This is a genomic window from Spirulina sp. CS-785/01 (assembly GCF_028330525.1).
GTDB lineage: Bacteria > Cyanobacteriota > Cyanobacteriia > Cyanobacteriales > Spirulinaceae > JAQMSD01.
In genome coordinates this window covers 1-20940 of sequence record NZ_JAQMSD010000239.1, presented here as the reverse complement: position 1 = coordinate 20940, position 20940 = coordinate 1, and the positions used below count along the sequence as shown (strand labels likewise).

Sequence of the window (20940 nt, the reverse complement as noted above, 5' to 3'; positions counted from 1 at the left end):
GAACAGTAAACAGTAAACAGTAAACAGTAAACAGTAAACAGGAATCAGCATCCGAAGGGAACACCGGAACAGAGAACACCGGAACAGAGAACTCCGGAACAGGGAACTCCGGAACAGAGAACTCCGGAACTGGGAGATGTTACCCTTACCCTAAAAAGAAAGTCAGAAACTAATCACAGCAAGGCTTTTAGCCAAATTTCAGCGATTTTTAGTTTCACCGATAGTAAACAGTAAACAGGAATCAGTGAGCAGAAATTCGCTTTAGACCCTTACACTCCCACAGTTTAAAACCGTAGGATTCTCAAGCCGTCCATAATCGGACTCTTGATTCGACTTGCAGTTTCCCCCTACCCCAGTTTGGGTGATCGTTATAGTCAATTTTCTGTTACAGACTTACCATAAATGAAAAAGGATTAGCGAGAGTGTATAGCGTTTTGATCCAACCTACAGCGTAACGGACAGCGTAACAGAACATTACATCATCTATGATAAAACCTAACTCAGGCGAGAATCGTGACTGTCGTTGTTCTGAACAAGAGCAACTTTTTCGCCTTGCCTTTGAAAACGCGCCCATTGGTATGGCTTTAGTGAGTTTAGGTGAAGCACAACAGGGAGAAGTCTTGCGGGTAAATCGCGCTCTGTGTCAGATGTTAGGGTATTCCGAGACAGAGTTTAAACAGGAGACTGTGCAAAACTTGATCCATCCTGAAGACTGGCAGAGTGATCTGGAAAAAGTAACCCAATTAATGGCAGGGAAAAATCCCTCCTATGAACTCGAAAAACGGATTCGACACCAACAAGGCCATTGGGTCTGGATTCATTTATCTGTGTCTTTAGTCCGGCATGAAAAGGAGAGTCCCCTCTATTGTGTCTGCCATATACAGGATATCAGTCACCGGAAACAGACCGAACAGAGCCAAGTGACAGTCCAGGGACAACTCCAAGACTTGAACCAAGTCCTCCAAACCCATCTTGTAGAACAAACGGCACAATTGCGCCAAAATCAGGAACGGTATCAAATTGCCACCCAAGCAGCCAAGGTAGGAGTGTGGGAATGGAATATACAGACAGGTGAGTTTTATTTAGACCCTAATGTTAAGAGCTTTTTAGGCTATTCAGATGAGGAAATCCCCAATGATTTGCAGGTGTGGGAGACTTATGTGCATCCTGATGATCGAGAGTGGGTGATGGCTGAGGCCAGCGCGTATTTAGAGGGGAGGAGTCCAGAATATCGTTGTGAACACCGAATGATCCATAAAGATGGGTCGATTCGCTGGATTTTAGTCTGTGGCCAATTATTGCGGGATGAAGCCGGGAATACAGTGCGGATGATTGGATCAGATACAGATATTACTCAGCGTAAATTGGCTGAATTAGCTATTCAAGCCAGTCAAGTCCGCTTTCAACGGGTGGCCAGTAATGCACCTGGGGTGATTTATCAGTTTTTGCGTTGGGGGAATGGGGAGTATCAGTTTATTTATATCAGCGATCGCGCCCTAGAACTCTTTGAATATTCTGCCTCAGAGATTCAACAAAATGTTAATCTCATGTTTGACAGATTTCATCCCCAAGATCAAGCCTCCCTCTATGAGTCCATCGAGGAATCTGCACGCACATTAAAACGGTGGACTTGGGAAGGTCGGTTTCTCGCCCCCTCCGGTCGGTTAAAGTGGATACAAGGGATGTCCCAACCGGAACAACAGGCCGATGGGTCGATTCTTTGGGATGGCATTGTCATTGATATCACCAGTCGCAAACAAGCAGAACAGGAATTAAAACAACAACGTTATTTTATTCAACGCTTGGCGGCCACTGTTCCCAGTATTATTTATCTCTACGATCTGCAACAACAACGCTATATTTACACCAATGATGCCGTTCACCAACTACTGGGATACACTGCCTCTGTCGTTCACCAACCGGATTTTCCTTGGCGCATTGCCTACCCAGAAGATGTGAAGCGTTTTCAGGAACATCGACAGCAACTTTTACAAGCTCAGTTGGGAGAGGTCTTAGAACTAGAATACCGACTCCAACACGCCGAGGGTCATTGGATGTGGTTATATAGCTACGATACTGTATTTAAGGTGTCCGAAACAGGGGAAGTCCAACAAGTTTTAGGGATTGCCCACGATATCAGTCAGCGTAAACAAACTGAAGCAGCCTTACAAGAAAGTGAGGCCAAATTTCGACAGTTTGCAACCAATATTGAGGATGTCTTTTGGTTATATAGTTTAGACAAAACTCATTGTCTGTATATTAATCCGGCCTTTGAGACCGTTTGGGGGTATTCTTGCACTCAATTGTATGAGAATCCTAACTTATGGTTTGAAGTCATTCACCCCGATGATCGGGCTGCGGTCTTAGCACAACTCCCCCGACAACGAAAAGGACGTTGTGAGCTAGAATATCGCATTATTCGACCGGATGGAGAAATTCGTTGGATGCGCGATCGCTCGTTTCCGGTACAGAATCACCAAGGAGAATTTTATCGCATTGCGGGCATTGCCCAAGATATTACCCAACGCAAACAAGCAGAAGCGGAACTCCGTCACCATCGGGATTTACGAGAAGCCATTTTTAACGAATCCACCGACGCGCTGTTTTTAGTCGATCCAGACACCTTACTGATTTTAGACTGTAACCGTCGGGCCGTGGAACTCTTTGCGGCTCAAGGGAAACAATCCCTCATTGGAACAGATGGCAATATGTTACAAAGACAGAGGTTTAGTCGTGGGGAAATTCAAGCCATTTGTGAGCAGATGAAAACCCAAGGGTTTTGGAGTCAAGAAGTTGAGTATATCACCCAGACCGGGACAGTCTTTTGGGGGAACTTGGCCGCTAAACCCATTCAATTGGCCAATACTACCCTCAATTTAGTGCGAGTGACCGATATTAGCGATCGCAAAACCGTTGAGGCCAAACTCCGCAAAAGTGAATCCCATCTCCTCGCAGCCCAACGAATCGCCAGATTAGGCAGTTGGGAATATAATCTTCTCACAGGAGAAATTCGCTGGTCCCAAGAAGTCTTTCGGATTTTTGAACGCACCAATCCCCTTCCCCCCACTATGGAAACCTTAATGAACTATATTCATCCCGAAGATCGGGAAAAACATCAAGGGGTGCTAGATACAGCAATTGTGCAACAAGAATCCTTTAGTCTCGACTTTCGCGTTTATCGAGAAAGTGGCCCATTAGGATATCTCACCAGTCGCGGTGAACCCGTCTTTGATAGTGAAAATCAATTGATAGGGTTTATCGGGACTGTCCTTGATATTACCAACCGGAAACAGTCCGAAGAACAACTCCAAAAGACGAATCTGGCCCTAATGCGGGCCACCCAAATGAAAGACGAATTTGTCGCCACCATTAGCCATGAATTGCGAACCCCCCTCAACTCGATTTTAGGACTGTCAGAAGTCCTGCATGATGGGGTTTATGGCGACCTCACCCCCAGTCAAAGTGAAATCCTCAACACCATTGAACAAAGTGGACAACATCTTTTAGCCTTAATTAATGATATTCTCGACCTCTCTAAAATTGAGGCCGGGAAACTCGACCTCCATTTAGATTCGGTCTCAGTCCAAACCTTATGTCACTCTTGTCTTAACTTGATCCGGCCTCTGGCCCGACAAAAAAATCTCCACCTCAATTATTATCTTGCCCCAGACTGTAAAGCCCAGGCCGCTTTACTCACCATTCAGGTGGATGAACGGCGAATTCGTCAAGTTTTACTCAACCTCCTCAGTAATGCCGTTAAGTTTACCCCAGAAGGGGGGATCGTCACGTTATCAATTCGTCAAGAAAGAGATAGTCAGAACAGTCCCTTCTTAGTGTTTTCCGTCTCTGACACCGGAATTGGCATTTCTCCCCCAGATCAGGCCCTATTATTCCAACCTTTTGTACAGATTGATAGTCGCTTATCTCGGAAACATTCGGGGACCGGGTTAGGGTTAGTGTTAGTGAAAAATATTACGGAGTTACATGGGGGATGGATAGAAGTCGAAAGTCAACTTGGCCACGGGAGTTGTTTTACGGTGTGGCTTCCGGTAGAAGTGGGGACTGATGAGGGGGTTTCTACTGAGTCTCACACTGTTGTGTCCCCCTCTCCTATCCCCCCTTCTCCAACTAACGCTCATCCCTCTCCTGTTCCTTTAATTTTAATAGTGGATCGCAATAGAGAGCAGATGAGTACCATTGCGGACTATCTTGAAGGAAATGGTTATAAGGTGATGGGAGTCCCCAAGGGGGGAGATATGGTGCAACCCAATCCCCATTTAATTTTAATGGAGGGGGATGGGAACATTGAAGAAACGTTAGATGCGATCGTCAAAATACGCCAACATCCGACCACGCAAGCAATCCCGCTTATCACATTCTCCAATGCCGCTAAACGGGATTTAGAACAAGTTTATCTCCAAGCGGGGGCCTCTACTCACCTGTTTAAACCCCTCCGCTTAAAACAACTCATCCAGACGATACAATCCCTCTTGGTAGCCACAGCAAGCGTCAATCGGGTATGACTCGTTAAGCATTTTAACCACAAAGACACAAAGAACACAAAGGGACGAAGGAGAAATCAGTGTACGGTTTAACAGTTATTATCATTGGTGCAGGAATTGGTGGGTTAACCGCAGGGATTGCCCTGCAACAAGCGGGATATTCAGTGCAAATTTTTGAGAAAACCCAACAGTTACGGCCTGCAGGGGCCGGGATTTCTTTGTGGTCTAATGGGATTAAGGTGTTAAATCGCTTGGGGTTGGGGGATCAGGTGGCCGAAATTGGCGGATTGATGAATCGGATGGAGTATCGCACCCATCGAGATGAGTTATTAAATGGAGTCCCTTTACAATCTTTGGTTGAACAAGTGGGACAACGGCCCTATCCGGTGGCCCGGACGGACTTACAACAAATGTTATTAGAGGCCGTTGGGAAAGAGCAAGTCACGTTAGGGGCAACTTGTGTGGGAGTCCAACAAGATGAAAAGAGTGCCACTGCTTATTTTGCCGATGGGACAACTGCTACAGGAGATTTAGTGATCGCGGCTGATGGGATTCGTTCTACTATACGCGATTATGTGGTGGGAGGGTCGGTTACGCCTCGTTATGCGGGTTATGTCAACTGGAATGGGTTAGTTGAGGCTGATCTGAGTTTCCAAGATCAAAATACTTGGGTGATCTATGTGGGAGAGGGGAAGCGGGCCTCTTGGATGCCTGTGGGGGGGGATCGTTTTTATTTCTTTTTTGGCACGAGAATGCCTCAAGGGAGGAATTTATATCCTGATGATCTGCGCCAGGAATTAGGCTATTATTTTCAAGGATGGGCTTCTCCGGTGCAACGGTTAATTCAAAATCTTGATCCCTCTCAAACTAATCGTTTAGAAATTGCTGATCTAGACCCTTTAGACTGTTGGGTGAGGGGGCGAGTGGTGTTATTAGGGGATGCTGCCCATGCCAGTACCCCTACTTTGGGCCAGGGGGGATGTCAAGCGATGGAAGATGTGGAAATGCTTTGTCGGTGTCTTGTGACGACGAATTTAAGTGTTGAGGATGCTTTACAACGCTACGAGATGGCACGCAATGCTCGCACTGCCAGTTTAACGCTTAAAGCCCGTAACCGAACTGATACGATTTATAATAAAGACCCAGCACAGACTCAGGCTTGGTATGAGCAATTGAAACAGGAAAAGCCAGAGGATGTGATTAATGCGATCGCAAAAATTATCCTTGGCGGTCCCTTGGGTTAATCGGCAAACATCCCAATACAAAGATCACAATAAAGATCAAAATGCGGACGGAGAGACTCGAACTCTCACGCCAAAGACACTAGAACCTAAATCTAGCGCGTCTACCAATTCCGCCACGTCCGCGTTAAATTGCCATTGTTTATCCTAACAAAAACAGAGGTAAAATGGGGAGACAAAGGCCAAAAGAATCCGAAAAATCTCCCCTTACCTCATTACGCGACAAACTGCCGCACGGTTTTCTGTAATTCTTGGGGGTCAATGGGTTTGGCCAAATAGCCATCTGCGCCTAGCATAGTACCCCATGTTTTGTCAACCTCTGTTCCCTTGGTCGAACAAATAATCACCGGAATATTTTTGGTGTCTGGGTTCACCTTCAACTCTCGGCAAAACTCAAACCCACTTTGACCGGGGAGAATGACATCTAAAAAAATCACATCTGGTCTTTGACTCACAATGGTATTTTGGGCCTCCTCCACATTGGTGGTACTCACCACCATTAACCCCACCTCTTTCAAGCAGCGAGACATAAATTCTCGGTCTGTTGCACCGTCTTCTACTAATAAAGCCTTTTTCATAGCAATCAAAAATTAATAAATCTCTAGCCTAGGAATAGGGGTTGGGTCAACGTTGATTAAAGGCGGTTTAATCACATTTCCCCTTCTGTTCCCTAGTATAATATGCTTTTTGAGGGAAAATAGGCCGTCTTACCCGGTTAGTTTTTCTGCTTTTTGCTGATCTGCCGTAAGTTTAGGTAATAATACTTGTGCCGGGAATTCTGACCCACAACGGACTCGTAAGGTAATAATGGGAGCATCAATAAAATTCACTTCATTGGACACTTTATCTGTCCCTACGTTAACCGGATAAGCCGGATAACAGGCCGCCGACAAACTCAAGCGCAGACGATACCCCACGGGGACACATATACAGGTGGCTTGTAGAGGAATTTTAACAGGGGGTGTGGCTTCGTAGAGGCGGATATAGCCTTGGGTGAAGTTGTACACTTTCCCGTCGGGGGTAACTTGGCAGAGAATGGCGCAGAGGTCAAAACTGGGATGGTCGGCCACACAGTCCACTTCTACGGCCACGTCTCCGGCGAGGTAGAGGTCTTCTGTGAGGGGGTCGCTGGTGTAGGTTAAGACATCATTGCGACAGTCGAGGTGCGTCCGGTCAAAGGACCCTGCCGGATAGGAGGCATGACCGCCTAAAGCGGGGACTGGTCGCCAGGGGTCATGGACAAAGGTATCTTGGCCAGGGGTTTGGGGTAGGGTGGGGGTGAGTTGGCCGGAGTCTTCCCGGACGCTGGCCAGTCCGGTGGTGGTGAGGTAGTAGGCGGTGGGGGAGGGGGTGGGAAATTGCTCAAAGTATCGCCATTGGTTGGTCCCCATTTCAAATAAACAGACGGGGGCGGTTTGATGGATATTGGTCTCAATTTCTTTGAGAAAGTAGTCAAACCAGCGCAGTTGTAAGGGGTCCACGGGACTGATGGCTTCGGGCCCATAGTTGACGGACCCGGCTTTCCGGCCCCACGGGATATGGACCCAAGGCCCGATGAGGAGATGTTGGAGACTGTGGGTTTTCTCCTGCATTTCTTCATAGAGGCGTAATGTTCCCCGGAGGTAGGGGTCAAACCACCCGCCAATATGTAGCATGGGGAGAGCAACGGTGGTGAGGTCGGGTTTAAATTGGGCCCAGTAGTCGTCGGGTTGGGGATGGTTCAGCCAGTGATAGTAGAAAAAGCCGGGGACATATTTGCGGAAACTTTCGCTGAAGCGGGGGGAGGGGTCGTAGTAGGAGAGGTCTCTGGCGGCGGTAAAGAGGACTTTATGGGCGTTGATGTCGCCGTGAATGCGGGCGGTTTCGGCGGCTAGTTGGACGGCCCAGCTTAGACTGGCTTGGAGGTAAAACGCGCCGTTTTCGTAGGCCCAGTCGCTGTAGAGGTCATAGCCAACCATTCCAGGGCAGAGAACTTTCAGGGGTTCGGGTTGGCTTTGGGCGGCGTAAAGTTGGGTCATGCCTTGGTAGGAGAAGCCGTACATTCCGACTTTGCCGTTACTCTGGGGGAGTTGGGCGGCCCAGTGGACGGTATCTTCTCCGTCGCTGACTTCGGTGGGGCTAAAGGGGATAAAGTTGCCTTGGGATGATCCCCGGCCTCGCACATCTTGGATGACGACGATGTACCCGTGGGAGGCGTACCAGTCTGGGTGGGCGTAAACGACGGTAGATGCGATCGCGCGTCCATAGGGTTGTCGCATCAACAATACCGGAAATTGTCCTGTTGTATCGGGAGTATAAACATCTGCATCGAGACGTATCCCGTCTCGGGTTTGCAGGGAGGCTGTTGTTTTCTTAACTGAATACCGTTGAGCCGTCACAGATTCTTTTACCAATGGCTTCGCTCTGCATCTTAGCAGGTTTAGTTAGTTGAGAGTGGAGAGGTAAGTTTTGGGGGATGGGGGAGCGTCGGGAGAGGGGGGGAGTGTTGGGAGATGGGAGAGATGGGGAAGTATTAACACTATTTCCGTTGAAATTCTCCCGATGCTTCCGACGCTCCCGATGTGTCCTATGCTGGTTTTAAACGGCTTGTTTTTCCTTAACTACTTTTTGGCGAAGTAAGGCTTGTTGTTGTTGCGCGATCGCATCCTTGGGAGAAGAACCAACCCCAGTAGTTAAACGATAACTGAAACTCAACAACCGTAACCACAACCCCGGATAATTTTGTTCTAACCAAGGTTGCCATTGTCGTAAAACCGTCGGCAACCAACCATTGAAAAACCAACCAATCAAAGAATCCCAAGCAAAGATAAAATAACTCCCCATCCAGCGCAGAAAATCCTTGGCCCCCGCTTGTTCCCATATCCACGCAATTAACGCGGGATTCATGGATGCTGCTTTAATGGCTAAACGGTTAAAAGTAAACCAGTCAAAACGGTCTTTAATAAACGTATCCGCCACCTCTGGAGGTTCACTGGCCAACAAACCAAAAAAGGTATTTAACATGGCATTAATTCGTTGTGGGGGCAGGGTTTTCCCCGTTGGGACCATCATCCCTTTAGAAAATAGCCAGGTCACTGCAATATTACTCTGATAAGCGCGAATTTGGTTTAAATCTTGACGGCTGAGGCGGTCGTGTTGTAGGGCAAGATTTAATAAAGTTGAGAGACGGCCTAAATTGCGAACCAAGGACCCAAACCCCGTAAACACTAGGGGAGACTGTAACGAGGCCGCATCCCCAATGGCCAAGAGTCGGTCAAAAGCAACCTTGCGATCGCCATCCCCTAAACTAAAATAGCCTGGAATATAGCCAAAAGTCGCTTTCTTCCACACCAAGTCCTCCATCTCACACCGACGATACTCCGGCAAAATGTGGAAAAAGTCCTCATACATCTCCAACAACGACCCCGGATTATCGGGGTGAATTTGGTGATAATGGAATAAATACACCGTCAACTCCTCCTCCTCTGCGGGAAAAAGTTCCCAAATTAACTGACGGCCACGGGAAATATCCCCGTGAGAGTTCAACACATCCCCATACTGAGAGTCCCAAACCCCCTCCGGGAAGCCTTTTTCCACCACTGCCCCCACGGTAGGACAAACACTATCAAAGGTCCGGCCTCCGTTCAGTTGCCAGGCAATAGGAGAAGCGGTCCCCATTGCATCCATCAATAACCGTCCCGAAACTTGGCTTTCTTCCCCCGTGGGTAAATGTTTCAAATTAACGCTAACATGGCTATCATGGACTTCAGCACGAGTAAATTCCGTTTCGTCTCGAATTTCTCCCCCCGCTTGCCGTAATTTTTCCCCACACAAGGCCACGAATTTATCCGCATTAATGGCAATATTTAACACCGTGGGAGTATGAAGTACATCCGCTTGCAAATGGGGGGGAAGATTGCCATCAAAGAACTTATTAAACCCGTCCTTGTACTCTCTGGCAATAATCGACTCAAATTCTTGGGGAGTAAATAACCCCAAGTCAATTAAATTTTGGAACTCATCCCGTGAAATATTCCATTCTCGGTTCATGCGACCAAAGGAGAGACGTTCCACCAGTAAAACCCGATACCCTAAATTGGCCATTAGTGCGCCATGAACAGCCCCCAAGGCCCCGCCAATGTAAATTAAGTCATATTGGGGAGGTTGCGGGGAACTGTCGCTGACTCGGAAAACCACTTGTTTCGGGGTTTTGGGGTTGCGGACACTCTCTCGCCAGCGTTTTTCCCACCAATAAACTCGGTTGAGATCATATTCCCCTTTGGGCATTTTTTGGAAAAAATGCACGGTTTTGGGATAGTAAGGGGCCAGGGCCTCAAAAATGGACTGTTGGGTGAGGTCAATATCCGGGAGTTCAGGATAAGTTTGGGGAAATTGCTGTCTCAGGTCTTGTTGTAACTGTTGTAGCACGTTTCCTTCTTGGGGAAACGGTTGCTCTCCCCAACGGAAGACTTTAAGATAGGTCGTCCGCATTGCTGACCAGAGAATAATGGAAAGTTCTGGGGAGTTTGTTGAGGATTGTTCCGACGCTTGCAAACGTAATCCCGTTGAAGTATTGACTTTTGTTCCAGTTTGTGGTAGCCAATTGTCTTGTAACCAAGTTTGTACCGTGGCCGTATCGGGAGTCGGAATTTCGAGATAAAGGAGTTCTTTCATAGGGTCAACGTTTTACCAAAACATCAATTGAATGAATCACGGAGGTTGAGGAAGTCCGGCTTGCGGTAAACTTCCAGCTATAATCCTTAAAATGAGTTAAATAAAATTAACATTTAGATAATTTTCGCAAAAAATAGGCAAACGTGCATTCACCATGCGTTATTCCATCCCAACCACCACCCAAGAAATCATTGCCCTTGGCCAGTATCCGTTAAGTGAGGAGTTAATTGCGACTGCGATCGCAGGGGTTGTTCAAATTGCCCGGTCTCAAGGCCAGTCCTTAGATGAGTTAACCGCCGAAGTCCTGTCCGATTGTAACATTCTCGATACAACCCAACGCCGTTGGCTCAGTGAATTAGTCACAGACGCATGGCAGAATTGGGGGAGATAGGGGAGATGGGGGAGATAGGGGAGATGGGGAGTAACAACTGGTTACTGTTTACTGTTTACTGTTCCCTATTCCCTTGTTCACAAACAACAAACAACTAATGACCAAAAACCAGTCGTTTCCCCTGTTGATGTGGGGGTTGAGTCGGGGGGTACTGTTTTTAACCATGTTGGGGGTTACCCCTTTACTGCCTACTCCAGAAGGGGCAAAAGCCGCAGAATGGGGTTTGGGAGTATTTAATGCTTGGGATAGTCAGTTTTATGAGTCGATCGCGGTTTCAGGGTATCACTTTCAGAATGATGGCCAAGGGTATAATGTAGCCTTCTTCCCTATACTGCCGCTTCTATCGTGGGTTTTGATGCAAGTCGGATTGCCTTTTAATGGGGCGGCCACCCTTGTGAATAATTTAGCCTTTTTAGGGGCATTACTCCTCCTGTACAACTGGGTACAACAACGTCACGGGGAAACCGTGGCCCGGTGGAGTACAGCAGTTTTGGCTTGGTGTCCCTTTTCCATCTTCGGGACGGTAATCTATACCGAAGGGGTCTTTTTATGTTTGAGTACCGCCGCTTTGCGGGCCTTTGAAAACCAAGATCATCTCTGGGCGGCATTTTGGGGGGCATTGGCGACCGCAACCCGTGTTACAGGGGTTGCCCTCATTCCCACCTTTCTCTGGGCTGCATGGCGACAGAAACGGGGTCTGAGGGCATATTTAGCGGGAGGATTTGCCAGTGCAGGATTGATTTTATATTGTCTCTATTGTTATTTCCGCTTTGGGGATTTTCTGGCCTTTTACCATTCCATGGAAGCCTGGAATCGGGGAACTACGGTGCATTGGCAGGGGTGGTTAATTATGTTTGGCCAAATTGTGTTAGGGCCGAAAAATACTAATCGTGAGGGGTTTGAGGCGTTTGTTGATCCTTGGCATCCCTTGGTGATGGGGGTGATAGCGATCATCTCTCTTTTCCTCTGGAAATCCCGCCACCGCTTCGGCAAAACGGTGATTTATTACGGCTATTGTGTTTTATTTTTGCTGGTTTGGCTATTGGTGGGCAACCCGTTGCTGAATACGTTAATGATTTTAGGGGGACTTTACTTGTTATGGCATACCCGCCAAGAATTAGGCATTGTGCCACTGAGTTACGGTGTTTTTAGTTATGCCATTATCCTCAATTCCGGGCAAGTCACCTCTTTAGAACGGTATGTTTATGCCATTGTCTCTGTCTCACTGGCCTTTGGGTTGGTGTTATCCCGTTATCCCCGTTGGGGACGGGCGGTGATGCTCTTTTTTGGGTTACTGTTAATTTTATTTGGCCTCCGTTTTGCCCAAGGACAATGGGTAGCCTAGTCTTCTCTTTCAGAGTGTCCGCTTCGCTAGAATTATGGTACAGCGAAACTTCAAGACACCGCAGAATGACTCAAGAATGACTAACTGCTGATGGAGGGGATGTAAGACGGACTGGTAAAACTTCGGTTTTGTCAGATGCAATTCCCAAGGAAATTAGAAACCCTAACTATACCGCTTGCGGTTAGTTAGGGGAGTTCACTAGACAAGACTAATAGACAAGACGTTAAACAATTCTCTCCCCTCGAAGTTGAGCCAATTCGGCTTGTTCTGCAAGGTTCATCGCTTGGTTGTGTAGTTCTTGGATAGGACTCATGGAATAGCAATCTCAGCTAAGGGTTGGCTAAATTCGATTACAACGATCAAGCAAATTGCCCCAGCTTCTGCCAAAGCTGCACCAAAGGCCGGAGTAATGGCAGGGAGTCCATTTTGTAGTTCACAGAGATCAAGTTTCATGCTATTCCGAACCTCAGCCGACTCAAGGGAGACAACATTTGCGCTCCATTTTCTCCTCAAAAGAAACAAAAACAGGGGTTAACTGTTACGGTTAACCCCTATCGTTTGAGTTATGACGCTTCCGCTTGCGTGGTGGCTAATACTCGTTCTGCCACCTTATCCGGCACTTCTTGTAAATGGTCGTATTGCCAAGCAAAGAAACCAACCCCCAACGTCAGGGACCGCAACTCAATAATAAAATTCTGCATCTCCGCTTGGGGAAGATAAACGGTAATTTGATCCCAATTGGGCCATCCGGCCATGGCCTCATAGCCTAAAATTTGTCCCCGTCGGCCTGTCACCAGTTGCAGGACTTTGGAGGTAAATTCATTGGGGGCTGAGACTTTTAATTCTAGGACGGGTTCTAATAACACGGGGGAACATTGGGGCATTCCCTCGGTCATGGCCAACCGGGCCGCCTGTTTAAAGGCTTGTTCAGAACTATCCACGGAGTGATAAGACCCATTATTCAGGTTAACGGCAATATCCACCACCGGAAAACCGAGGGGTCCTTGGTCGAGGTATTCTCGCACTCCGGTTTCTACCCCTGGAATATATTGTTTAGGAACGACTCCCCCCACAATACTTTCACTAAACTGGAAGCCTTCCCCCCGTTGTAAGGGGTTGATATCCAAGTACACATCGCCAAAGGCCCCATGACCTCCGGTTTGGTGTTTGTAGCGTCCGCGAATGGTGGTGGATTTGCGGATGGTTTCTTTGTAGGGAATTTGGGGAGGTTTGGTGGTCATGGGCAAGTTATACTTGCGACGCAGGCGGTCTAAGGAGACTTGTAGGTGAATTTCTCCTTGCCCCCAGAGGATCACTTCTCGTGTGTCGCCCATGTTCCATTCGAGGGAGGGGTCTTCTTCGAGGAGTTTGTTTAATGCGTCGCTGAGTTTAACTTCATCTTTGCGTCGTTCGGGAGAAATGGCGAGGGCATAGACGGGGGTTAATCGGTCGGCTGTGGGTAAGGGGTTTTTGACTTCTCCACTGCTGAGGGTGTCTCCGGTTTGGATGCCTTCCATGCGTCCGAGGGCGACGATTTCTCCTTTGAGGGCTTCGGTTTGGGAGTCTTGTTGTTGTCCCATGAGGTGGTAAATGCCCCCGACTCGCACACCGTTGAGGGTCATGCTGTCGGTGATTTTCCCTTGCCAGACGCGCACGAGGGAGAGTTTCCCCCCTTGGGCGGTGGCGTAGGTTTTCAGGACTTGGGCAAGGGGTTCTCCTTCGGGTTTGACTTGCAGGCCGCGCCGTTCGGCGGTGACGTAGGGGCTGGGGGCTTCTTCAACGAGGGCGTTGAGGAGGGGGCGAGTGCCGTAGTCTTGTTCGGCGATGCCGAGGAAGACGGGGACAATTTGATCGGCGCTGAGGTCTTGTTTGAGGTCTTTGAGGATTTCTTCTTTGGAGGGTTCGACTTCTTCAAGGAGTTCTTCGAGGAGATGGTCGTCAAAGTCGGCGAGGGTTTCGAGCATTTCTTCCCGGGCGGCTTGTTCTTCGGCTTTCAGGTGGTCGGGAAGGGGTACGGGGTCGGCGGGACTCCCGGCATGGTAGTGATAAGCCTGTTCGGTGATCAGGTCGATATAGCCAACGAGGTCTTGATTTTGGCGAATGGGGTATTGTTGGGGGACGAGGGGACGGCTGGAGACGGTTTTTAGGGCGTGGAGGATGTCCATAAAACTGTCTTTGGACCGGTCGAGTTTGTTCACCAGGACGAGGTGGGGAATTTCCCAGTCGTCGAGGAATTTAAAGAGGGGGGCGAGGGTGAGGACTTTGCTCACTTCGGCTTCACAGACGATGATGGCGGCCCCTGCGCCGACGAGGGCGTTGTAGGTTTCTTGGGCGAATTCGATGGACCCTGGACAGTCGAGGAAGGTGAAATGGATGTCTTGGTAGTCACATTCTGCGACGGACACTTCGACACTCATGGCGCGATCGCGGGCTTCTGGTGTACTATCTCCTACGGTGTTCCCTTCTTTGATACTGCCTTTGCGGCTGATTGCTCCTGCTACAAAGAGTAAACTTTCAAGTAGGGTTGTTTTGCCACTCGAATAAGGCCCTACGACAGCCACATTACGAGCATGGTCTAAAACGTTTTGTGTCATAACGTACCCCTTTTTTGGAATTAGGTAGAATTGGAATGGGGGATGAGAGGCTTCGGCCACGGTGAATGGTGGTTCACGGGTCGGGTCTTCTGCTTGAGTTGGACGCTTGGGCCTTTTCCCTTCCCTCATTGTCTAAGGTACTGGCCAGCATAGGGGCTTTTAAAGGGGTTGGATACAAATTGCAATGACTTTTGACACTGTATCCCTTCCCTGTACCCCTTCCCAGTGGGAAACTTTTTTGACGGTTGGGGAGTCTTAGGATCGGATCAGTAAACCTGAAAACATTATAAATTCCTACGATGAACAGTAAACGAATTTACGGGATGGCCGCAATGGGGGGATTGGCCCTGTTGAGTGCCATAACAACTTTTGCGCTGGCAGGCGCACGGGCGGCGGAATTTAGCCCAGAAGGACGGGAAATTTTTCTGGAGGGTTGTGTGGAACAGGTGAGCGATCGCATTTCCCAAGATACTGCCCAAAACTACTGTCAATGCGTCCTTGACGGGTTTAGCCAAGATAATGTCTCTAGAGACGATGTAAGAACTTTTATTGCGGAAGCGAATAACCCCGATGAATGGCCGTCTCAGGTGCAAAATGTGATTCGAGACTGTCTGCAAGAGTATCGACAGTAAGCAGCCAATTACTGGGTTTTGAGCCAAAGCGAGAGCGCGATCGCATTTTGTATGATGGGAAGATGCAGCCAAGTGAGGGAGCAAAATATCCCCCTAGCCTGCATTGTGTTCGAGTCAACAATCGGGCTAAGGTAACTAAGCTGTTTGTCTATCCTGCTTGAAGATACTGAGTTTAATGACCATTACATCGACTGACGCAATTCCAGCCAACTCGCTTTCTCTCCCCCAACTCCCTATACAACGGCCTTTGTTACTCATTGGCCATGGGACGCGGGATGAACAGGGGAGACAAACGTTTATTGATTTTGCCAATGCTTATCAAGGGTTGGATACTTCTCGCCCCGTGATTCCCTGTTTTCTAGAGTTAACAACACCAACGATTCAAGAGGGGGTGGAGGCTTGTATTAAACAGGGCTACACGGAGGTCTCTGCCCTGCCGATTCTGCTGTTTGCCGCCCGACATAACAAATTTGATGTCACCAACGAATTGGACCGCGCTCGGCAAAAATACCCCCAACTCAAGTTTCACTACGGACGACATTTTGGGATTACGCCGAGTATTTTGCAGTTGTGGCAGGATCGGTTAGCGGCCTGTGATTTACCCGAACATAATCCTCGTCAAGTGTCTCGCGCAGATACGGTGTTATTGTTTGTAGGCCGAGGATCGAGTGATCCTGATGCCAATGGGGATGTGTATAAACTTGCCCGCATGGTTTGGGAAGGCAGTGGCTACAATACCGTTGAGGTGTGTTTTATTGGCATTACTCACCCTCGTTTAGAGGAAGGGTTCAGACGGGCCCGGTTATATAATCCTAAGCGTATTATTGTTTTGCCTTACTTCCTGTTTACGGGGGTTTTGGTGAAGAAAATTTTTGATATTACGGCGGCCCAACAGGAACAATATCCTGAGATTTCCATGACTTGTTTGCCGGAGATGGGGATTAATGAGCATTTGATGCAGGTGTTGCGCGATCGTGAAATTGAAACCCAACAAGGCCAAGTCCAGATGAATTGCGAAATGTGCAAATTCCGTCTAGCTGCCCTATCCGGAGATGCACAGGATCACGGCCACCACCATCATGATCACGGCCATCACCACCATCATGATCATAACCATGAAGCCCCTGATCCCTATGCGGATGTGGAACAATACCATGATCGCATCTGGCAAGTCCCCTAATAACCGTCAGTTTTAGCAAGAAACCCGGTGTCTTCCGGCTAGAGTTAGAAACCGGGTTTCTGTACAAAACCGCCAAATATTTGCCAAAATTAGACTAAGAAACCCGGTTTCTCGATCACCCATCCCCCATCACCCATTTTCCCAAAAATGAGTAGCTCAGAACAGTTAAAAGTTGGACAATCGGTGCGTTTAATGGATCGCCCCCCCTACTTTAAAACCGCCGATCCCATGCCCATGCTGCGTCCGGCGGATATTGTGCAGATTGGAGAAGAAGGGAAAATTTGCGATCGCAAGCCTGGAGGCTATTGGGCCGTCCGCTTTGAAAAAGGCACATTTCTCCTCGATGCCCAATATCTCGAAATCATCACCCCCCAAGAAACTCCCACCCCCTCCGAAAAAACCTCATCTCAAAGCGACCCCCATCAGTCATAATAAAACTCAGATGAGTTGGCAAGCGCAAAGAGCAGCATGGAAACCGTCAAAACTGAGTGGGTGAAACAACTAGGGACTGCGGGTGAAGATGATGCTTATGGAATTGCCGTCGATAGTGACGGCAATGTTTATATGACAGGTTATACCTCCGGCAACCTAGAAGGAGAAAATGCAGGAGGCAATGATGCTTGGGTCGCCAAATATGATCCCTCCGGACAACAACTCTGGTTAAAACAACTAGGGACTATGGGTGAAGACGAATCCAATGGCATTGCCCTCGCCCCAGACGGCACACTGTATGTTTTAGGCTACACTTACGGCGTAAAAGAGGACGACATCGCCCAAACTTGGCTAGCAAAATATGACCCCCAAGGGACACGACATTGGTTAAAACGGTTAAGTGATAGTCGCCCGCAAATCCCCCACAGTCTTGCAGTTGATGCAGAGAGTAACATCTATATTACCGGGTATGCTGCCCCAGAACACGAAGAATGGCAAGTCTGGTTAGCCAAATATAATCCAGACGGAGACCGTCTCTGGTGGACTCCCCTCGGCCAATACCACGACGAAGCTACCACCTATATCACCGTCGGCCACAATCCCCAGGCCCGGAGTAAAATTACCCGCACCCTCGTCTATGTAGCCGGAAACACCCCAAGACCCATTTCCCCAGAAGCAGGCAGCGAACAAGCCTGGTTAGCCTGTTATAATGGAGAAGGGATTCAACGGTGGATTCAGCCCCTAGGCAGCCTAGAAGAAACAGGTTGTAGTGGCATTGCCATTGATCCTCACAGCTATCTCTACCTCGCCGGATACACCACAGGCACAGTCGCAGAAGCCAACGCCGGAGGGAGTGATGTTTGGGTAGCCCGTTATGATAACCAAGGCCATCGGCAATGGATACACCAATTAGGCACAACCGAAGACGAAGAAGCCACCGGGTTAACCGTGGATGCCGTAGGCAATGTTTATATTGCCGGATTTACCTACGGGGCCATGACAGAAGAAGTTGCAGGAGATAGTGATGCTTGGGTCGCCAAATATAACGCCCAAGGAGAGCAACAATGGGTTAAACAAATTGGCAGTGCCGCAGAAGATGGCTGTAATGCCGTGGCAGTCGATCATCAAAGCAATGTGTATATTACAGGCTACACCGATGGCGCGATGGAAGGGGAAAATGCAGGCGGATATGATGCGTGGTTAGCAAAATTAGTTCAGAGTCAATAAAAATGAGGTGAGGAGGAATTACCTTAATAATTAATAATTCCATTCCTAGTAAGCTCCCTTGCGAGCGTCTTTCACCCCTGACAGTGTAACAGCTAAATTTTTTTAATTTTAATTCTCTAATTGGTTTATTAACCCGTTTTAACGGGTTTCAGCTATTAGCCTTGGGTTTAAACCCAAGGCATATTAATATGAAATACGCTTGATTGGTATTAAATCAATTTATTGTCAGCCCTAAAGGGCTTACTACGACCTTATAAGGATTAACCGGATTGGATATAAGGTAGTATTACTAATTGGTTTATTAACCCGTTTTAACGGGTTTCAGCTATTAGCCTTGGGTTTAAACCCAAGGCATATTAAGGTAACATTACTTAACTCGGCAGTAACCCTTTTTCGGCCAACCAATCCTGATTAAATAACTTCGACTGATAACGACTGCCCCCATCACAAAGCACCGTTACAATAGTATGGCCGGGGCCTAACTGCTTCGCCAAAGCATAGGCCGCCCCCACATTAATACCCACTGAACCGCCCATAAATAATCCATCTTTTTCTAACAACTGATACACCACTCTGACACATTCTTTATCATCAATCTGTAGCGCGTCATCAATGGGAACATTCTGCATATTGGCAGTAATGCGACTATTGCCAATTCCTTCAGTAATAGAACTCCCTTCAGGATTAATTTCTCCCGTTTTCACATAACTATATAATCCACTGCCCATAGGGTCAGCCACAACACATTTTACATCTGGTTTTTTCTCCTTTAAAAACAGAGAAACCCCTGCAAATGTTCCCCCAGTTCCCGTTGCAGCAACCCAAGCATCAATTGTCCCATCGGTTTGTTCCCACATCTCTGGGCCAGTGGTTTCATAATGGGCATTCCGATTGGCTAAATTATCAAATTGATTAGCCCAAATGGCATTTTCCATTTCTTCCGCCAAACGACCGGATAATTTAACGTAATTATTGGGGTCTTTATAGGGAACAGCCGGAACAGGACGCACTTCTGCCCCTAATGTGCGTAATAAGTCCATTTTTTCCTGAGACTGGGTTTCTGGAATGATAATGAGACATTTATATCCCTTGGCATTACAAATATGGGTTAACCCAATGCCTGTATTTCCCGCAGTCCCTTCAACTACCGTGCCACCGGGTTTCAGGAGTCCTTTTTCCTCTGCCTCTTTAATAATATACAAGGCGGCCCGGTCTTTCACTGACCCCCCTGGATTGAGAAATTCTGCCTTTCCTAAGATTTCACAACCCGTCTCGTCACTAAAGCTATTTAATCGAATGAGGGGAGTATTCCCGACTGTATCGACAAACCCGTGTTTAATATCCATTTGCTTTATTCTCAAGTTAGCCACAATACGCTTATTGTCTAATCTCTCAGATTTTGCCAGACCGTCCAAGGTATCAGAAGGCAGAATTCCAGAGAGACTCGCCTACAATATAAAAATACCGTGACTTCCCTGACTCCATGATACAACTCTCGCTCACTCTGAGAGACGTTCAGCAACGCTTAGGACTCCAGCAGCAGTACGACGGTTCATTTACTCCGCTCGTTGAAAGCTAGACATTGATTGACATTATGAATCACCGGATGATAAAGCCGTTTTGACCCCTCCCAACCCACATCCATCCATAAATAATGCTCCCGTTCTTGATCAAAAATCAACTCCACCTCAACCCCGTCATCCTGCTTTAAATTTGCCGTATAATTTCTTAACAAACTTTTGACTTTTTCTCGATAATTTGCTATTTTATCCATTCTACTAATTCCCCCTTTTCTGCATCATAGACAATTAATTTTAAGGAAGGCACGAAGCCTCTTCCTTCAAGGAAGAGGTGCTGACGGTAAGAGTGAACGGCGATCTTTTTCGACGGTTGTCGAAGATTCAAAATTAGCTCCAGAAAAACAGGCGTGTAGCCTATTATGCGGCGAGGCGTTCTAGGAGATGCTCAAGTTCTCCGGCCCGTTCTAGAGTGTAGAGGTCATCACATCCCCCTAAATGACGATCGCTGATAAAAATTTGTGGGAGAGACCGTCTGCCGTTTGCCCGTTCGGTCATTGCGTCTCTGGCTTCCTCATCTCCATCAATGGTATATTCGGTGTAGTCGATTCCTTTTTGATCTAACAGGGCTTTGGCTCGCATACAGTAGGGACACCAACTCCAAGTATAAATCTCGACCTTTGCACTCATATTGATTGCTCCCGTGAATTTGTTAAGACTTTTTTCAAGTTTAACGGATGGAGGAGCAAAAATGATATAGGAAAAACACCCCAAAGCTCAGATTTCTGCAAGGGTCCCTGACTTGGGTTATTAGCCATTGATTTAATTCGCCAAGGGAGGTCTCAAGATCGGACTCAACAATGATATTATATGCCCGCGATCGCTCCCTCTCTAACCTTTCCGACAAAATTAGTTCCGGGTTGGGAGTTCCCGTCTTGTATAACAGGTCCTGGGGGTTTGCGGCCAGTCCCCAGAAAACCCCGGCAGAAATTCGACGGCTAATTAGTAATTGGTAATTGGTCATGGATAATGGATAATGGATAATTCACAATTATTCAGTTATCCTGACCAAGACCCAAGCACCAAGAACAAACAACAAATAACAAAAAAAACGCCATAGCCTTAACTATAGCGTTAAAATTCACTCACCTAGGTAGATTTTGTGCAGGTAGATTTTGTGCAGGTAGATTTTGTGCAGGTAGATTTTGTGCAGGTAGATTTTGTGC

Annotated in this window: 17 protein-coding genes and 1 tRNA gene; 9 read left to right on the top strand and 9 right to left on the bottom strand. The window is 47.6% G+C overall.

Features of this window, described 5'->3' with window-relative positions:
* Window positions 1-485 precede the first annotated feature (485 nt).
* Together PN462_RS15590 and hpxO are read left to right on the top strand one after the other, a co-directional pair.
* Window positions 486-4523 carry a PAS domain S-box protein gene (locus PN462_RS15590; RefSeq protein ID WP_272129627.1) on the top strand — a complete coding sequence of 1346 codons (4038 nt, stop codon included), beginning with the start codon at window positions 486-488 and terminating at the stop codon, window positions 4521-4523.
* Between the two features lie 59 nt (window positions 4524-4582).
* Complete coding sequence (gene hpxO / locus PN462_RS15585; protein WP_272129625.1) at window positions 4583-5746, top strand: FAD-dependent urate hydroxylase HpxO; 1164 nt, start codon at window positions 4583-4585, stop codon at window positions 5744-5746.
* A gap of 42 nt (window positions 5747-5788) precedes the next feature.
* On the opposite strand, the gene PN462_RS15580 is transcribed toward hpxO, so the two are convergent.
* The 4 genes from PN462_RS15580 to PN462_RS15565 form a co-directional block, all read right to left on the bottom strand.
* A tRNA-Leu gene (locus PN462_RS15580) sits at window positions 5789-5869 on the bottom strand.
* An 89-nt stretch (window positions 5870-5958) separates the two neighbouring features.
* The gene (locus PN462_RS15575) at window positions 5959-6321 is read right to left on the bottom strand and encodes a response regulator transcription factor (protein WP_272129622.1); all 363 of its coding nucleotides are present in this window, start codon (window positions 6319-6321) and stop codon (window positions 5959-5961) included.
* Window positions 6322-6450: 129 nt separating this feature from the next.
* Window positions 6451-8136 (bottom strand): CocE/NonD family hydrolase, encoded by a 1686-nt coding sequence (locus tag PN462_RS15570; protein WP_272129619.1) that lies wholly within the window; start codon window positions 8134-8136, stop codon window positions 6451-6453.
* 184 nt (window positions 8137-8320) lie between these two features.
* Window positions 8321-10396 (bottom strand): NAD(P)/FAD-dependent oxidoreductase, encoded by a 2076-nt coding sequence (locus PN462_RS15565; RefSeq protein ID WP_272129617.1) that lies wholly within the window; start codon window positions 10394-10396, stop codon window positions 8321-8323.
* Window positions 10397-10550: 154 nt separating this feature from the next.
* On the opposite strand from PN462_RS15565, the gene PN462_RS15560 reads away from it, so the two are divergent.
* Both PN462_RS15560 and PN462_RS15555 read left to right on the top strand, forming a co-directional pair.
* Window positions 10551-10787, top strand: coding sequence for a hypothetical protein (locus PN462_RS15560; protein ID WP_272129614.1), 237 nt, complete (start codon window positions 10551-10553; stop codon window positions 10785-10787).
* A 97-nt stretch (window positions 10788-10884) separates the two neighbouring features.
* Window positions 10885-12132, top strand: coding sequence for a mannosyltransferase family protein (locus PN462_RS15555; RefSeq protein WP_272129611.1), 1248 nt, complete (start codon window positions 10885-10887; stop codon window positions 12130-12132).
* Between the two features lie 309 nt (window positions 12133-12441).
* Here the strand turns inward: PN462_RS15555 and PN462_RS15550 are convergent, their stop codons facing one another.
* Together PN462_RS15550 and PN462_RS15545 are read right to left on the bottom strand one after the other, a co-directional pair.
* Complete coding sequence (locus PN462_RS15550) at window positions 12442-12585, bottom strand: hypothetical protein (protein WP_272129609.1); 144 nt, start codon at window positions 12583-12585, stop codon at window positions 12442-12444.
* 110 nt (window positions 12586-12695) lie between these two features.
* Window positions 12696-14726 (bottom strand): elongation factor G, encoded by a 2031-nt coding sequence (locus tag PN462_RS15545; RefSeq protein WP_272129607.1) that lies wholly within the window; start codon window positions 14724-14726, stop codon window positions 12696-12698.
* Window positions 14727-15025: 299 nt separating this feature from the next.
* Between PN462_RS15545 and PN462_RS15540 the strand changes: the two genes are divergently transcribed.
* The 4 genes from PN462_RS15540 (at window position 15026) to PN462_RS15525 (ending at window position 18197) form a co-directional block, all read left to right on the top strand.
* Window positions 15026-15358, top strand: a complete 333-nt coding sequence (locus PN462_RS15540; RefSeq protein ID WP_272129605.1) for a hypothetical protein — start codon at window positions 15026-15028, stop codon at window positions 15356-15358.
* Between the two features lie 175 nt (window positions 15359-15533).
* Window positions 15534-16538: a sirohydrochlorin chelatase gene (locus tag PN462_RS15535; RefSeq protein WP_272129604.1), complete on the top strand. Its 1005-nt coding sequence runs from the start codon at window positions 15534-15536 to the stop codon at window positions 16536-16538.
* A gap of 147 nt (window positions 16539-16685) precedes the next feature.
* Entirely contained in the window at window positions 16686-16970 is a 285-nt protein-coding gene (sipA, locus tag PN462_RS15530) for a regulatory protein SipA (protein ID WP_272129602.1), read from the top strand.
* A 36-nt stretch (window positions 16971-17006) separates the two neighbouring features.
* The gene (locus PN462_RS15525) at window positions 17007-18197 is read left to right on the top strand and encodes an SBBP repeat-containing protein (RefSeq protein ID WP_272129600.1); all 1191 of its coding nucleotides are present in this window, start codon (window positions 17007-17009) and stop codon (window positions 18195-18197) included.
* Window positions 18198-18568: 371 nt separating this feature from the next.
* On the opposite strand, the gene PN462_RS15520 is transcribed toward PN462_RS15525, so the two are convergent.
* The 3 genes from PN462_RS15520 to grxC all read right to left on the bottom strand — a co-directional run bounded on the left by PN462_RS15520 (window position 18569) and on the right by grxC (window position 20404).
* Entirely contained in the window at window positions 18569-19543 is a 975-nt protein-coding gene (locus tag PN462_RS15520; RefSeq protein ID WP_272129598.1) for a cysteine synthase A, read from the bottom strand.
* A gap of 206 nt (window positions 19544-19749) precedes the next feature.
* The gene (locus PN462_RS15515) at window positions 19750-19971 is read right to left on the bottom strand and encodes an element excision factor XisI family protein (RefSeq protein WP_272129597.1); all 222 of its coding nucleotides are present in this window, start codon (window positions 19969-19971) and stop codon (window positions 19750-19752) included.
* A 163-nt stretch (window positions 19972-20134) separates the two neighbouring features.
* Window positions 20135-20404 carry a glutaredoxin 3 gene (grxC, locus tag PN462_RS15510; RefSeq protein ID WP_272129596.1) on the bottom strand — a complete coding sequence of 90 codons (270 nt, stop codon included), beginning with the start codon at window positions 20402-20404 and terminating at the stop codon, window positions 20135-20137.
* A 170-nt stretch (window positions 20405-20574) separates the two neighbouring features.
* On the opposite strand from grxC, the gene PN462_RS15505 reads away from it, so the two are divergent.
* Window positions 20575-20730: a PmbA/TldA family metallopeptidase gene (locus PN462_RS15505; RefSeq protein ID WP_272129594.1), complete on the top strand. Its 156-nt coding sequence runs from the start codon at window positions 20575-20577 to the stop codon at window positions 20728-20730.
* Window positions 20731-20940 lie beyond the last annotated feature (210 nt).

Excerpts from the sequence above, each read along its gene's own strand:
- PN462_RS15525 (WP_272129600.1), top strand. The coding sequence starts at position 17,007 with ATGGAAACCGTCAAAACTGAGTGGGTGAAACAACTAGGGACTGCGGGT.
- PN462_RS15515 (WP_272129597.1), bottom strand. The coding sequence starts at position 19,971 with ATGGATAAAATAGCAAATTATCGAGAAAAAGTCAAAAGTTTGTTAAGA.
- PN462_RS15560 (WP_272129614.1), top strand. The coding sequence starts at position 10,551 with ATGCGTTATTCCATCCCAACCACCACCCAAGAAATCATTGCCCTTGGC.
- grxC (WP_272129596.1), bottom strand. The coding sequence starts at position 20,404 with ATGAGTGCAAAGGTCGAGATTTATACTTGGAGTTGGTGTCCCTACTGT.
- PN462_RS15505 (WP_272129594.1), top strand. The coding sequence starts at position 20,575 with ATGATATTATATGCCCGCGATCGCTCCCTCTCTAACCTTTCCGACAAA.
- PN462_RS15565 (WP_272129617.1), bottom strand. The coding sequence starts at position 10,396 with ATGAAAGAACTCCTTTATCTCGAAATTCCGACTCCCGATACGGCCACG.
- PN462_RS15545 (WP_272129607.1), bottom strand. The coding sequence starts at position 14,726 with ATGACACAAAACGTTTTAGACCATGCTCGTAATGTGGCTGTCGTAGGG.
- PN462_RS15590 (WP_272129627.1), top strand. The coding sequence starts at position 486 with ATGATAAAACCTAACTCAGGCGAGAATCGTGACTGTCGTTGTTCTGAA.
- PN462_RS15550 (WP_272129609.1), bottom strand. The coding sequence starts at position 12,585 with ATGAAACTTGATCTCTGTGAACTACAAAATGGACTCCCTGCCATTACT.
- PN462_RS15540 (WP_272129605.1), top strand. The coding sequence starts at position 15,026 with ATGAACAGTAAACGAATTTACGGGATGGCCGCAATGGGGGGATTGGCC.
- PN462_RS15535 (WP_272129604.1), top strand. The coding sequence starts at position 15,534 with ATGACCATTACATCGACTGACGCAATTCCAGCCAACTCGCTTTCTCTC.
- sipA (WP_272129602.1), top strand. The coding sequence starts at position 16,686 with ATGAGTAGCTCAGAACAGTTAAAAGTTGGACAATCGGTGCGTTTAATG.
- PN462_RS15520 (WP_272129598.1), bottom strand. The coding sequence starts at position 19,543 with ATGGATATTAAACACGGGTTTGTCGATACAGTCGGGAATACTCCCCTC.
- PN462_RS15555 (WP_272129611.1), top strand. The coding sequence starts at position 10,885 with ATGACCAAAAACCAGTCGTTTCCCCTGTTGATGTGGGGGTTGAGTCGG.
- PN462_RS15575 (WP_272129622.1), bottom strand. The coding sequence starts at position 6,321 with ATGAAAAAGGCTTTATTAGTAGAAGACGGTGCAACAGACCGAGAATTT.